The following is a 13,951-nucleotide window of genomic DNA, read 5'->3' as shown; positions in this document are numbered from 1 at the left end:
CAAATGGCTAACCAAGTTGATGCATACTTTTCCGCCTTGGGCGATCCGACCCGTCGCGCGGTTATCGAGCGACTGGCGCGGGCCTCGGCCAGCGTCAGCGAGTTGCACGCGCCCCATGACATGGCGCTGCCGACCTTCCTGAAGCACCTCAAGGTGCTGGAGAAGGCAGGTCTGGTTCGTACCGAGAAAAGCGGACGCGTCCGGACCGTGCATATCGAAGCCGCGACACTGGCGCGTGCCGAGGACTGGCTTTCGCGCCAGCGCGCTCTCTGGGAAGCCCGAACCGACCGCCTGACCGAACTGGCCGAGAGGCTGGAACGCGAGGGCGATAATCCCAATGACAGTCACTGAAAGGAGTTTTCCCGTGACCGACTTCAATCCAGAGCTGGACCTTTACATCGAGCGCCACATCAAGGCGAAACCCGAAACCGTCTGGCGCTGCTGGACCGACCCGAAGCTTTTCGCGGAATGGTTCGCGCCCAAGCCCGTCAAGATCACCGACATCGAGTACGAGTTCCGGCCGGGCGGCAAGGCGAACCTGACGATGACGCTGCCGGACGGGACGGTCATGCCGCTTGAAGGCTGCGTGCTGGAAGTCGAGCCGGCGCGTCGGCTGGTGACCACGGATGCTCTGGGGAGTGGGTATCGTCCGCGTGGCGAGCCGTTCCTGACCGCCATCATCGAGTTCGAGCCAAAGGACGGCGGCACGCTTTACAAGGCGACCGCGCTGCACAGTTCGGAGGAAATCCGGAAACGGCACGAGGAGATGGGCTTCCAGGACGGGTGGGGCACGACGCTGCGGCAACTGGACGAGTTGGCGACGTCTCTGACGTGACAAGCCGAAGGGCGCGGACCGCGATCCGCGCCCCCCGTTCTGCCCCTCAGACCAGGTGCTGGTTGAACCAGGCTATGGTGCGGTCCCAGGCCAGTTTCGCCGCAGCCTCGTCGTAGCGCGGCGTCGAATCGTTGTGGAAGCCGTGGTTCACACCCTCGTAGATGTAGGCTTCATAGACTTTGCCGTGTTCCTTCAGCGCCGCCTCGTAGGCCGGCCAGCCTTCGTTGATACGCTCGTCCAGTCCTGCATAGTGGAGGAGGAGCGGCGCCTGGATCTTCGGGACATCCGCGGCGTTCGCCTGGCGGCCGTAGAAGGGCACGCTGGCAGACATTTCGGGGAAGGCCACAGCAAGCGCGTTGCAGACGCCACCGCCATAGCAGAACCCGACCGCGCCGCATTTCCCCGTGGAATCGTCACGGGCCAGCAGGTGGTCGAAGCCGTTGAAGAAGTCGTTCATCAACTGCTCGCCGTCGACGGTCTGCTGCAGATCGCGGCCCTCGGCATCGTTGCCGGGATAGCCGCCGACCGAGGTCAGCCCGTCGGGGGCAAGCGCCATGAACCCGGCCTTGGCGACGCGGCGGGCGACATCCTCGATGTAGGGATTGAGACCCCGGTTCTCGTGCACGACGAGGACCGCCGGCAGCTTGGCCGGGGCGTTCGCGGGCTTCACGAGATAGCCGCGCACGTCGCCGGTGCCGTTGGGCGAAGGATAGGTGACGTACTCCGGCACGATGGTCTCGTCGTTGAAGTTGACCTGCTGCGCCATCGCATAGTTGGGACTGAGCATCTCGAGCAGCGCCAGGGCCGTGACCCCGCCGACCGCATACTTTCCGGCGCGGTCGAGGAACTCGCGCTTGGTGATCTTTCCGTGGGCGTAGAAGTCGTAGAGGTCCAGTAGGTCCTGGTCGAAGTCCTTGGCCGTCATCCGCGTCATGCGATTCCCTCCGCTAGTTTTGCAGCCGAAAGGCTTGCACGTCGAACGACGCCCCAAGGGTCACAGAGGCGTGATGGGCTTGCCAAGGGCGACTTTCCGCGCTTTCATCGCAAGCAACAGGGACTTCGCGCGTTCTCTACGCCGCATCGACGGCGCGCGGCACGGACTTCGGGTAAGGCGGCGGGATTTCACATGCAGGTCAGGTTTCTTCTCAACGGGGAAACTGTTGAGGTCGACGCGCCGCCGACGCGGACGCTTCTCGACTGGCTGCGCGAGGAGCGCGGTCTCACGGGCACGAAGGAAGGATGCAACGAAGGCGACTGCGGCGCCTGCACCGTGATGGTGACGGACGAGGCGGGTGCGCGTGCGCTGAACGCCTGCATCCTGTTCCTGCCTCAAGTCCACGGTCGCGCGGTGCGGACGGTCGAGGGTGTGTCGGGACCGGAGGGCGCGCTGCACCCAGTGCAGCAGGCGATGATCGATCACCACGGCAGCCAGTGCGGATTCTGCACGCCGGGTTTTGTCGTTTCGATGGCGGTGGGACACATGCAGGGGCGGCGCGACCACGACGATGTGGTGGCGGGCAACCTGTGCCGCTGTACGGGGTATGCCCCCATCGTTCGTGCGGCGGAGGCGGCGGCAAAGGCGAAGGTGCCCGCATGGATGTCGGACGAAGTGCCAGCATCAGAGACAGTTTCATACGCACCCGAGACGTCGGACGAGCTTGCGGCGTGGTATCAGGCGCATCCCGACGGGACCCTGATTGCAGGGGCCACGGATGTGGGTCTGTGGGTGACGAAGGGGCTGCGGGAGCTGCCGGAGGTCGCCTTCCTGAATCGCTGCCGCGATCTTCAGGGCATCGACGACGAGGGCGCGACGCTGCGGATCGGCGCCGGCGTGACGATGGCAGCGCTTCTGCCGGTTCTCGTTCGGCATCATCCATCCTATGCGGAATTGGTGCGACGCTACGGATCCGAACAGGTCAGGCAGGCGGCGACCATCGGGGGGAACATCGCGAACGGCTCGCCCATCGGGGACAACCCTCCGGCCCTTATCGCGCTCGGTGCGACGCTTCATCTTCGGCATGGGTCGGGCCGGCGCGACGTGAAGATCGAGGACTTCTTTCTCGACTACGGCAAGCAGGACCGGCGACCGGGCGAGTTCGTCGAGGCTGTCACGATCTCCAAGAAGGCGACGGCTCTCAGGTGCTACAAGCTGTCGAAGCGGTTCGATCAGGATATCTCGGCCGTCTGCGGCTGTTTCAACGTCGAGGTGGACGGGGAAGTCGTCTCATCGGCGCGCATCGCCTTCGGCGGCATGGCGGGCATTCCCAAGCGAGCAGCCGCAGTCGAGGCGGCATTGGTGGGCCAGCCTTGGGCAAAAGAGACCGTGGAGACGGCATTGGCCCGGTTCAGTGACGATTTCCAGCCGATGTCGGACATGCGCGCCTCGGCCGGGTATCGGCTGGAGACGGCGCGGAACATGCTGGTCCGCTACTTCCACGACATGGCGGGCGAGACCGTCAGCGTGCGCGAGGTGCGGGCATGAGTGTCGCGAAACCCCTGCCGCACGATGCGGCGCCCCTGCATGTCACGGGGCAGGCACGCTATGTCGATGACATCCCGCTGCCGAAGGGTGCGTTGCACCTGGCATTTGGCATGAGCGAAGAGGCGCATGGGCGGCTTCTGGCGCTGGACCTCGAGGCGGTGAAGACCGCGCCGGGGGTGGTCGCGGTGCTTGCGGCTGGAGATCTGCCTTTCGCCAACGACGTTTCGCCCTCGCCCTCGCCCGAACCGCTGCTGGCGACGGACACCGTCGAGTATATCGGGCAACCGCTGTTCCTCGTCATCGCCGAGAGCCATCTGGCGGCGCGTCGGGCCGCGCGTCTGGGTCTGGCGGAGATCGCGCCCCTGCCGGCCATCCTGACGATCGATGACGCCATTGCGGCGGACAGCAGGTTCGAGGACGGACCGCGTCTTTACCAGAAAGGCGATGCTGCACGGGCCATCGCAGAGGCCGAGCGCCGTCTGGAAGGCTCGCTGGAGATCGGCGGACAAGAGCACTTCTACCTGGAAGGTCAGGCCGCCGTCGCGCTGCCGCAGGAAGGCGGCGACATGGTCGTCCATTCCTCGACCCAGCATCCGACCGAGATTCAGCACAAGGTGGCCGAGGCCATTGGGCGGCACATGAATTCCGTCCGGGTCGAGGTCCGTCGCATGGGCGGCGGATTCGGCGGGAAAGAGAGCCAGGGCAACGCGCTGGCCGTCTCCTGTGCGATTGGAGCGAGACTGACGGGGCTACCCTGTTCGATGCGCTACGACCGTGACGACGACATGACGATCACCGGCAAGCGCCACGATTTCCGTATCGACTATCGTGTGGGCTTCGACGGCAAGGGACGGATTGCGGGCGTCGAGTTCGTGCAGTTCTGCCGCTGCGGTTGGTCGATGGACCTGTCGCTGCCTGTGGCCGACCGGGCGATGCTCCACGCCGACAACGCCTATGACATCCCCCACATGCGCGTGGAATCTCATCGACTGAAGACCAATACCCAATCCGCCACGGCCTTCCGGGGGTTCGGCGGTCCGCAGGGAATGCTGGGCATCGAGCGCGTGCTGGATCACGTCGCCCATTCCGTGGGTCGCGATCCGGCCGAGGTTCGCACGCTGAATTTCTACCGCGACGTGGCGGTCAGGAGCGCAGGCTCGGGCAAGCGGTTCGGTGGCGCGCATTCGCCAATACGCGCCGAGTTCGAGACGCAGACGACGCACTATGGAATGCCGGTGGAGGATTTTATCCTGAACGGCATGGTCGAACGGCTTCGGGAAACCAGTGACTATTCCAGCCGAAAAGCGGCGATTTCGAAATGGAACGCGTCCAACGCGCTTCTGAAGAAGGGGATTTCGCTGACGCCGGTCAAGTTCGGGATCAGCTTCACGCTGACTCATCTCAACCAGGCCGGCGCACTGGTTCACGTCTACCAGGACAGCTCTATCCACCTGAACCACGGTGGCACCGAGATGGGCCAGGGCTTGTTCCAGAAGGTCGCCCAGGTCGCCGCGAGCCGGTTCGGCGTCGGACCCGAACGCGTCAAGATCACGGCCACGGACACCGGGAAGGTGCCGAACACCAGCGCCACGGCGGCGTCCTCGGGATCGGACCTGAACGGCATGGCGGTGCAGGTCGCCTGCGACGCCATCCGCGACCGCCTTGCCGTCTTTGTGGCCGAGCGGGCCCAGGCCGATCCCGGGTCGGTGCGCTTCGAGGACAACGAAGTGCATGTGGGCAGCGAGCGCATCCCCTTCGAGAAGGTCGTGCTGGATGCCTATCAGGCGCGCGTCAGCCTGTCGTCGACGGGATTCTACGCCACGCCCAAGGTGCAGTGGGACCGGATCAAGGGCCAAGGCAGGCCGTTCTTCTATTTCGCCTACGGTGCCGCCGTGAGCGAGGTCGTCATCGACACGCTGACGGGTGAGTACCGAATCCTGCGGACGGATATCTTGCATGACTGCGGAACGTCGCTGAACCCGGCCATCGACATCGGGCAGATCGAGGGCGGCTATGTCCAGGGCGCGGGATGGCTGACGACCGAGGAGCTGGTCTGGGACGACAAGGGGCGGCTGCGGACGCACGCGCCGTCGACCTACAAGATCCCCGCGTGTTCCGACCGGCCCGAAGTCTTCAACGCGGCGCTGTGGGACGGCGCGAACCGCGAAGAGACGGTGTACCGCTCGAAGGCGGTGGGAGAGCCTCCGCTGATGCTGGGGATCTCCGCGTTTCTCGCGCTGTCCGACGCTGTGGCGTCCTGCGGTTCGGGCTATCCCGCCTTGCGGGCGCCGGCGACGCCCGAGGCGGTGCTGGCCGCCGTTCGCAGGGTGCAGGCATGAGGTGCGTCGCCGTCGGCGCCGTGTCGGGCGAGGGGCTCTGCCCCTCGCGCTCCCCGGAGTATTTCCGCCAAGAAGACTGCCGATGAGTTTCGCCGTCGAGGATATCCGGCGCCTGGCGCCCGTCGCACGGATTGTCGTCGCAGAGACGAAGGGTTCCGTGCCGCGCGAGGCGGGGGCGGCGATGCTGGTGACGGCCGGGTCGACCTCGGGGACGATCGGCGGCGGGACCCTGGAGTTCGAGGCCATCCGACGCGCCCGAGAGGCGCTGGCGGTGGGGCGCGACAGGTTCGACCGGGTGCCGCTCGGGCCCGCGCTGGGACAGTGCTGCGGCGGGGCGGTGAGTCTGCTGACCGAGGTCTGGGACGAAGCGCGGCTGGCGGGACTCGGCGGCGAGGTCGTCGCGCGGCCGATTCCGGGGGCTTCGGGCGAGATGCCGCTGGCGGTCCGCGCCATTCTCGCAGACGTGCGTGGATCGGGTCTGCTGCCCAAGCCCGGTCTCTTGTCCGGCTGGATGATCGAGCCTGTGTCGCGCCCGTCCCGCGAGGTCTGGATCTGGGGCGCAGGGCATGTCGGGCGGGCGCTGGTGTCGGTCCTGTCACCCTTGCCGGGCCTGCGCCTGTGTTGGGCGGACAGCGGGCGCGATCGCTTCCCTGAGGACGTCCCTGCCGGTGTCGAGACCCTTGTCGCGGAAAATCCTGCCGAGTTAGTGACGTTATCCGGACCTCGTGCGGAGCACTTCGTCCTGACTTATTCCCACGCGCTTGACCTGGAACTCTGCCACCGCATCCTGTCGCGGCCCTTCGGCGCGCTCGGCCTGATCGGGTCGGCGACCAAGCGCGCGCGGTTCCGGTCGCGTCTTGCGGCGCTCGGTCATCCCGACGCCACGATATCGCGCATGGTCTGTCCTATCGGGGATCCTGCGCTGGGCAAGCATCCGCAGGCAATTGCCTTGGGCGTTGCGACGCGCATACTGGCGGAAGGGACACGGGGGACGGACATGACGGCTCGGACCGGAGCGGGCGCGTGAGCGCGGGGCCTCTTCTTGAGGTCAGCGGCCTGCGCAAGACCTATCCCGGTGTCGTGGCGAACGACGACGTCAGCTTCTCCGTCGGTCCAGGAGAGGTGCATGCCCTTCTGGGTGAGAACGGTGCCGGCAAGTCGACACTGGTGAAGATGGTCTATGGACTCGTGCGGCCCGACGAGGGACGCATGACCTTCGCCGGGCAGCCCTATGCGCCGTCCAGCCCGCACGAGGCGCGCTCGACGGGCGTGGCCATGGTTTTCCAGCACTTCAGCCTCTTCGAAGCGCTGGATGTCGCCGAGAACGTCGCGCTGGGGATGGAGACGCCGCCGCCGATGCGAACGCTCGCCGCGTCGATCCGCGAGGTCAGCGAGACCTACGGTCTGCCGCTGGACCCGTCGCGTCTGGTGGGCGATCTGTCGGCGGGCGAGCGGCAACGGGTCGAGATCATTCGCTGCCTGTTGCAGGATCCGAAGCTTCTGATCATGGACGAGCCGACCAGCGTGCTGACACCGCAGGAGGTCGGCATCCTGTTCGACACCCTGCGGAAGCTGCAGTCCGAAGGCACGTCGATCCTCTATATCAGTCACAAACTCGAGGAAATTCGGTCACTTTGCCAAGGCGCGACGGTCCTTCGCCTGGGCCGCGTCGTTGGCTCCTGCGATCCGCGCGAGAAGTCGGCGCGCGAGTTGGCCGAATTGATGGTGGGCACCGAGCTTACGGCGCCCGCCGTCCGGGCGGGGGCGCCGGGCCCGGTGGCGCTGAAGGTCGACAAGCTGTCGGTGGCCTCGCCGTCGGAATTCGGGACCGCCCTGCGGGAGGTGTCCTTCGAGGTGCGCGAGGGCGAGATCCTGGGGATCGGCGGCGTCGCGGGCAACGGGCAGGATGAGCTTCTGGGTGCCTTGTCGGGTGAAATCGGCACGGCACCGGGTGCCGTTGCGCTTAAGGGGCGCGACATCGGTGCACTTGGCCCCAACGCCCGCAGACGGTTGGGACTTCTGGCCGCGCCCGAGGAACGTCTGGGTCACGCGGCGGCGCCGGACATGAGCCTTGTGGAGAACGGCGTGCTGTCCGCTTGGGTGCGCAAGGACCTGGTCTCACGAGGGTTCGTGGATTGGAAACGGGCGCGGCGCTACGCCGAGGAGGTCATTGCAGCCTTCGACGTCAGGACGCCGGGGCCGGACAACGCGGCGCGGTCGCTGTCGGGCGGGAACCTCCAGAAGTTCGTGGTGGGGCGCGAAATACTTCAGAAGCCCGAGGTTCTGGTCATCAACCAACCCACGTGGGGCGTCGATGCAAGTGCGGCCGCGGCCATCCGGCAGGCGCTTCTGGACCTAGCGGGAGAAGGAGCGGCGGTCGTGGTCATCAGCCAGGACCTAGACGAGCTCATGGAGATCGCGGGGCGCTTTGCCGCCTTGAACGAAGGGCGGCTGAGCGCCGCGCGGCTGACCGAGGCGCTGACGATGGAAGAGATCGGCCTGATGATGGGCGGCGCGCACGGGATGGAGGTGGCGCATGTGTAGGCGCTGCGCGCTGCGTACCCGGAAAGAGAAGACGCGCCATGATCCGGCTTGAGAAGCGTCCCACGCCCTCGCGGGTCTGGGCCTGGGCGACGCCGGTGGTGGCGGTCCTGGCGACGATGGTCGCGGGCGGGATCATGTTCGCCGCTCTCGGCAAGAACCCGGTCGAGGCGATCCGCACGATCTTCTGGGATCCGATCCTGGGTGAATACGCCTTCTACTATCGAGGCCAGCTTCTGGTGAAGGCCGGACCGCTGATCCTGATCGCCGTGGGCCTCAGCCTGGGGTTCCGGGCGGGCATCTGGAACATCGGAGCCGAGGGGCAGTACATCATCGGCGCGATCTGCGGGGCGGCGGTGGGACTTGCGCTCTATCCGCTCGAGGCGCGGTGGCTGGTGTTTCCGCTGATGATCGCCGCGGGCGCGTTGGGAGGGCTCCTCTGGGCGATGATTCCCGGCGTGCTGAAGACGAGGTTCAACACCAACGAGATCCTCGTGTCGCTGCTTCTGGTCTATGTCGCCGAGCAGATCCTCGCCTGGATGGCGCTGGGGCCGCTGCGCAACCCGGACGGGTCGGGCTTTCCCGGATCGCGGAACCTGCGGCAGTACGAGGCGGCGGCGAACAACGAGCTGATTGCAGGATCGGGGATGCACTGGGGGGTGGTGGCGGCGCTGATCGCGGTGATCTTCGCCTACATCCTTCTGTCCCGGCACCTCATGGGCTTCCACATCCGGCTTGCGGGGCAGAGCCCGCGGGCGGCGAGGTTCGCGGGCGTGAACCCCGAGCGGCTCATCCTGTTCTGCCTCGGGATCTCCGGGGCGCTGGCGGGCCTCGCAGGGCTTTTCGAGGTCGCGGGACCGGCGGGGCAGATCAGCATCGACTTCAACACGGGCTACGGCTTCACGGCGATCATCGTGGCGTTCCTGGGCCGCCTGCATCCTATCGGCATCCTGCTCGCGGGTCTCCTGATGGCGCTGACCTATATCGGTGGTGAGGCGGCACAGGCGACGATGGGCCTGCCGGCGGCGGCGATCCAGGCGTTCCAAGGGATGCTTCTGTTCTTCCTTCTCGGGTTCGATGTGCTGACGAGCTTCCGGGTCCGTTTGGGCAGGGAGGCGCACGCCTGATGTTCGGCTCCATCGATCCTCTTGTCCTGATCGCCTCGCTGATGGTCGCATCGACGCCGATCCTTCTTGCCGCAATGGGCGAGCTTGTGACCGAGAAGTCGGGCGTCCTGAACCTGGGCGTCGAAGGCATGATGATCGTGGGCGCGGTGGCAGGTTTCATCACGGCGGTCGAGACCGGCTCTCCTGCCCTGGGGTTCATCGCGGCGGCGGTCGGCGCGGCGATCCTGTCGGCGCTCTTCGCCGTGCTTACGCTGGTGTTCCTGTCGAACCAGGTGGCGACGGGTCTGGGCCTGACCCTGTTCGGCCTCGGCGTGTCGTCGTTGATGGGGCAGGGATACAACGGGGTACGCCCGCCCTCGTCGCCAAGAGTGACTATTCCAGGGCTTTCCGACATTCCGGTCTTCGCGTTGCATCCGATGGTCTACATCTCGCTTCTGCTCGTCGTGGCGGTCTGGTGGGTCCTGCGCTCGACCCGCCCAGGGCTGATCCTTCGCGCCGTCGGCGAGAGCCACGACTCGGCCCATGCGCTTGGCTATTCGGTACGCGGTACGCGTTTCGCGGCGGTCCTGTTCGGTGGCGCCTGCGCGGGACTGGGCGGCGCATTCCTGAGCCTTGTCATCGTTCCGCAATGGACCGAGGGCATGACGGCGGGCCGCGGCTGGATCGCCCTTGCCATCGTGGTCTTCGCAAGCTGGCGGGCGTGGCGCGTGCTGCTGGGCGCCTATCTTTTCGGCGGCGTGACGGTGTTGCAGCTAAACCTTCAGGCCGCCGGCGTGGCCATTCCGGTCGAGCTCTTGTCGATGTCGCCGTACCTGATAACCATCGTCGTGCTGGTCATCATTTCGTCCGACCGGCGACGGGCGGCTGCCAACGCGCCCGCGTCGCTCGGGCGATCCTTCCACGCCTCGTCGTGAGGCCAATACAGTTACCAATGGGGAGTTCACCAATGAAGAAACGTACATTCCTGGCTTCGGCCGCTGCTGCAGCGGCGCTGATTGCCGCCAATCCCGCGCTTGCGCAGGACCCGGTCAAGGTCGGGTTCATCTATGTCGGGCCGATCGGCGACGGCGGCTGGACCTACGAGCATGACCAGGCGCGGCTTGCGGTCGAGGAGCATTTCGGCGACCAGGTCGAAACGATCTATCAGGAGAGCGTGCCGGAAGGCGCCGATGCCGAGCGGGCGCTGACGCAGATGGCCTTGCAGGGCGCAGACCTGATCTTCACCACGTCGTTCGGCTACATGGATCCGACGATCAACGTCGCGGCCAAGTTCCCGGACGTGAAGTTCGAACATGCGACGGGCTACAAGACCGCCGACAACGTCGGCGTCTATTCGGCGCGGTTCTATGAGGGGCGTGCCGTGCAGGGGCACATCGCGGGCAAGCTGACCCAGTCGAACAAGGTCGGCTATATCGCGTCCTTCCCGATCCCCGAGGTCATCCGTGGCATCAACTCGGCCTACATCCACGCGAAGAAAGCGAACCCGGACGTCGAGTTTGCCATTGTTTGGGCCTATACTTGGTTCGATCCGGCGAAGGAGGCCGACGCGGCCAAGGCGCTGATCGAGCAGGGCGCGGACGTCATCCTTCAGCACACCGACTCCACCGCGCCGCAGGCCGCGGCCGCCGAGGCGGGGAACGTCTATACCTTCGGGCAGGCGTCCGACATGGCGGAATACGCGCCGATGCCGCGCGTGTCGTCCATCATCGACAACTGGGCGCCCTACTACATCGACCGCGTGCAGGCGGTTATCGATGGGACCTGGACCAGCGACAACACCTGGGACGGGATCGGGCCGGGCATGGTGAAGATCGGCGAGATCTCGGACGCTGTTCCGGCCGAGGTGAAGGCCGAAGCGGAAGCTTTGCGCGACAGCATCGCGGCGGGGGAATACCATCCCTTCACCGGTCCGTTGAAGAAGCAGGACGGCAGTGACTGGCTGGCCGAGGGCGAGACGGCGGACGACGGCACGCTCGCGGGGATGAACTTCTACGTCGAGGGGATCACGGGCGAAATCCCGAACTGATCCGCGACAAGAGCTTCAGAAAGGCCGCCTTCGAGGCGGCCTTTCGATTTCAGGGAGAGAGAAGATGCAGACCATCAGCGGCACGCCAATCAGCCGGTTCAGTTTCGGAACGATGCAGTTCGGGGGCAACGCGGACGACGCCGGAAGCGCCGCGATGTACGACGCCTGCCGGGCGGCCGCGATCAACTTCTTCGACACGGCCTACGCCTATACCGGCGGCAAGTCCGAGGAAATTCTCGGGCGTCTTGTGTCCGGGGAGCGGGACGAGGTGTTCGTGGCGACGAAGGCGGGCAACAAGAAGAGCGCCACGCCCGAGGTCATCCACACCGAATTCGCCGAGAGCCGCAGGCGGCTGGGGCTTGAGACCGTCGATCTGTTCTACATCCACCAGTGGGATCCGGTGACGCCTCTCGAGGTCTCGCTTGGATGCATCGCGGAGTACGTCAGGTCGGGTGCGGTCCGATATGTCGGGGTGTCGAACTTTGCGGCATGGCAGGTGATGAAGGCGCGAAGGGTCGCGGCGGACCTTGGGATCGAGGTGGATTTCCTTCAGCCCATGTACAACCTCGTCAAGCGGCAGGCGGAGGTCGAGATCCTGCCGATGGCGATTTCGGAAGGAGTCCGGGTCTGTCCGTATTCACCGCTCGGCGGCGGTCTTTTGACCGGCAAGTACGGTTCGGGCGGCGAAGGGCGAATTCGGACGGACACGCTCTATGCCGCGCGCTACGCTCCCGAATGGATGCACCTCGCGGCAGTGGAGCTTGCCAGGATCGCGGCAGAAGCTGGAGTGCATCCCGCGACGCTGGCCGTTGCCTGGGTCGCGCGACACGCAGGCGTCCTGGGACCGATCGTGTCGGCGCGGTCGGCCGAACAGCTGGCACCGTCGCTGGCTGCCATGAACTTCGAAATGGACGAGGATCTGTACGCTCGACTTTCGGCGCTTACCCCGGCCCCTCCCCCGGCGCATGACCGGCTGGAGGAGGCCTGAGCGTCAGGCGAATTGCGGAGTGTAGGAAACCCGCTCGCGCAGCTTGTAACGCGGGGCTGGGTAATCCTTGAACCGGGGGCCCAGGTCCGGGAAAGCGACGCGAAGCTGCTCTTGCACTGACTTCGCGACGAACCGGAGCGACTCCTGCGACGGAGCAAAGCTTTCGACAGGCAGTCCGTTCGCGGCGAAGACCTGCGCGCTGTCGAAAACGACGTTGTAGTAGGTGACGTCGCCCTGCGGCACATGTGTCTCTGTTCCGGGGAAATCGCGTGCGGCAACGAGGCAGCTCACGTGGTCTTCCTCGTCCTCGAGCCGCCATCCGGGGATCAGCAGACGGTGCGCGCTTCCGACCGACAGGGCCTTCTGAGGCATCATCGGTCCGACGAGGCGGGGCGAAAGCATGACAGGTGCGAGGGAAGGGTCAGCCGCCAGTTCCGCCCCGCTCACGGTCCGTGTCCAGACCAGCCTGACGGGTTGCAGGCCATTGTCGCGCGTGACGATCAAGTCGCCCTTGCGCAAGAACTCGACGTGACGTTCGCCGCAGGGAGTGCGGACATTGGCCCCCGCACAGAGGCCGGTCACACCAGCGGTTGCGACCTGCCCGTCGGTGATCTTCTTGACCATAGTCATCGTTCGGCCTCGTCCACGGTTTGGTTCCGTCCAGTGATCCCAGCCATGCAACGAAATGTGACGGAAATAGGGACCCGCGGTGGTGAATCCGCGCTGAGACCGCATTGTGCAGCGAGACTGTTCGAAAAACGTAAACAGTTATAAGCGTAGCGACTTCGGAGTCGCGCGAGCGGCGACAATGATCGTTCAAAAGAGCGACACAGTGGACGTCTGACGCGACTTCTGGATCGTGGCGCCTCAGCGGTTCGGCTGCATCGCCTGGGGTGCCGACATCTCGGCCAGGATGTCTTGAACGGCTGCGCGAGGCGAGACGGCGCGGTGGATCGGGCGCCCGATGACGACGTGATCCGCGCCCTCGGCGATGGCTTCGGCCGGCGTCATCACGCGCTTCTGGTCGCCCACGTCCGATCCCGCCGGGCGAACTCCGGGCGTCACGATCAGACGTCCGGCGGCCTCCGGTAAGGCGCGAACGCCGCGCGCTTCCAACGGAGAACAGATAACTCCCTGCGCGCCAGCCTCGAGGGCACGGCCCGCGCGCTCGATCACAAGCTCCGGGACAGAACCTTTGCGGATGAGCGCGGCGTCAAGGTCCTGGCGGTCGAGCGAAGTGAGGATGGTCACGGCGAGGATTTTCATGTTCGACCCGGAGGCCCCCTCCCGCGCGGCGCGAACCACGTTCGGGTCGCCGTGGACGGTCAGGAAGTCGAGGTCGAACTGGGCGATACCGCGCACCGCAGCCTCGACGGTGGCCCCGATGTCGAAGAGCTTCATGTCGAGAAAAATGCGCTTGCCGTGATCGGACTTCAACTCGTTGGCGAGGGCGAGGCCTCCCCCCGTCAGCATCCCCAGACCGATCTTGTAGAAGCTGACGCTATCTCCGAGCCGTTCGGCCAAGGCGAGCCCTTGAAGGGCGTCGCCGACATCCAGGGCCACGATCAGCCTGTCGTCCGCCTGAAGCATGGTCGCATCCCCTATCCGATTTC

The 13,951-nt window shown here is 65.8% G+C and carries 13 protein-coding genes; 10 read left to right on the top strand and 3 right to left on the bottom strand.

Going from position 1 to position 13,951, the window contains the following annotated elements:
* Positions 1-3 precede the first annotated feature (3 nt).
* Together EF888_RS20710 and EF888_RS20705 are read left to right on the top strand one after the other, a co-directional pair.
* Positions 4-351: an ArsR/SmtB family transcription factor gene (locus tag EF888_RS20710; RefSeq protein WP_109759107.1), complete on the top strand. Its 348-nt coding sequence runs from the start codon at positions 4-6 to the stop codon at positions 349-351.
* A gap of 13 nt (positions 352-364) precedes the next feature.
* Positions 365-835 carry an SRPBCC family protein gene (locus EF888_RS20705; protein WP_206508380.1) on the top strand — a complete coding sequence of 157 codons (471 nt, stop codon included), beginning with the start codon at positions 365-367 and terminating at the stop codon, positions 833-835.
* A gap of 46 nt (positions 836-881) precedes the next feature.
* Here EF888_RS20705 and yghX read toward each other — a convergent pair whose 3' ends face one another.
* Complete coding sequence (gene yghX, locus EF888_RS20700) at positions 882-1,769, bottom strand: YghX family hydrolase (RefSeq protein WP_109759105.1); 888 nt, start codon at positions 1,767-1,769, stop codon at positions 882-884.
* Positions 1,770-1,961: 192 nt separating this feature from the next.
* Between yghX and xdhA the strand changes: the two genes are divergently transcribed.
* The 8 genes from xdhA (at position 1,962) to EF888_RS20660 (ending at position 12,338) form a co-directional block, all read left to right on the top strand.
* Complete coding sequence (gene xdhA / locus EF888_RS20695; protein WP_109759104.1) at positions 1,962-3,317, top strand: xanthine dehydrogenase small subunit; 1,356 nt, start codon at positions 1,962-1,964, stop codon at positions 3,315-3,317.
* Positions 3,314-5,656, top strand: coding sequence for a xanthine dehydrogenase molybdopterin binding subunit (xdhB, locus tag EF888_RS20690; protein WP_109759103.1), 2,343 nt, complete (start codon positions 3,314-3,316; stop codon positions 5,654-5,656). The genes xdhA and xdhB overlap by 4 nt, the downstream gene beginning before the upstream one ends.
* Before the next feature lie 82 nt (positions 5,657-5,738).
* Complete coding sequence (xdhC, locus tag EF888_RS20685; RefSeq protein ID WP_109759102.1) at positions 5,739-6,683, top strand: xanthine dehydrogenase accessory protein XdhC; 945 nt, start codon at positions 5,739-5,741, stop codon at positions 6,681-6,683.
* On the top strand, positions 6,680-8,200 hold the full coding sequence (locus EF888_RS20680) for an ABC transporter ATP-binding protein (RefSeq protein WP_109759101.1): 1,521 nt from the start codon (positions 6,680-6,682) through the stop codon (positions 8,198-8,200). The genes xdhC and EF888_RS20680 overlap by 4 nt, the downstream gene beginning before the upstream one ends.
* 38 nt (positions 8,201-8,238) lie before the next feature.
* Positions 8,239-9,324: an ABC transporter permease gene (locus tag EF888_RS20675; protein ID WP_109759100.1), complete on the top strand. Its 1,086-nt coding sequence runs from the start codon at positions 8,239-8,241 to the stop codon at positions 9,322-9,324.
* Positions 9,324-10,238, top strand: a complete 915-nt coding sequence (locus tag EF888_RS20670) for an ABC transporter permease (RefSeq protein WP_109759099.1) — start codon at positions 9,324-9,326, stop codon at positions 10,236-10,238. Before EF888_RS20675 ends, EF888_RS20670 begins: the two co-directional genes overlap by 1 nt.
* Before the next feature lie 32 nt (positions 10,239-10,270).
* Positions 10,271-11,350 carry a BMP family ABC transporter substrate-binding protein gene (locus EF888_RS20665; RefSeq protein ID WP_109759098.1) on the top strand — a complete coding sequence of 360 codons (1,080 nt, stop codon included), beginning with the start codon at positions 10,271-10,273 and terminating at the stop codon, positions 11,348-11,350.
* Between the two features lie 64 nt (positions 11,351-11,414).
* Positions 11,415-12,338 (top strand): aldo/keto reductase, encoded by a 924-nt coding sequence (locus EF888_RS20660; RefSeq protein WP_109759097.1) that lies wholly within the window; start codon positions 11,415-11,417, stop codon positions 12,336-12,338.
* A 3-nt stretch (positions 12,339-12,341) separates the two neighbouring features.
* On the opposite strand, the gene EF888_RS20655 is transcribed toward EF888_RS20660, so the two are convergent.
* The gene (locus EF888_RS20655) at positions 12,342-12,968 is read right to left on the bottom strand and encodes a Hint domain-containing protein (protein ID WP_164721776.1); all 627 of its coding nucleotides are present in this window, start codon (positions 12,966-12,968) and stop codon (positions 12,342-12,344) included.
* A gap of 237 nt (positions 12,969-13,205) precedes the next feature.
* The gene (gene pyrF, locus EF888_RS20650; protein ID WP_109759095.1) at positions 13,206-13,928 is read right to left on the bottom strand and encodes an orotidine-5'-phosphate decarboxylase; all 723 of its coding nucleotides are present in this window, start codon (positions 13,926-13,928) and stop codon (positions 13,206-13,208) included.
* Positions 13,929-13,951 lie beyond the last annotated feature (23 nt).

Origin of the sequence: Silicimonas algicola (assembly GCF_003970735.1) — a bacterium.
Classification (GTDB): Bacteria; Pseudomonadota; Alphaproteobacteria; order Rhodobacterales; family Rhodobacteraceae; genus Silicimonas; species Silicimonas algicola.
This window is presented reverse-complemented; position numbering and strand designations above follow the sequence as displayed.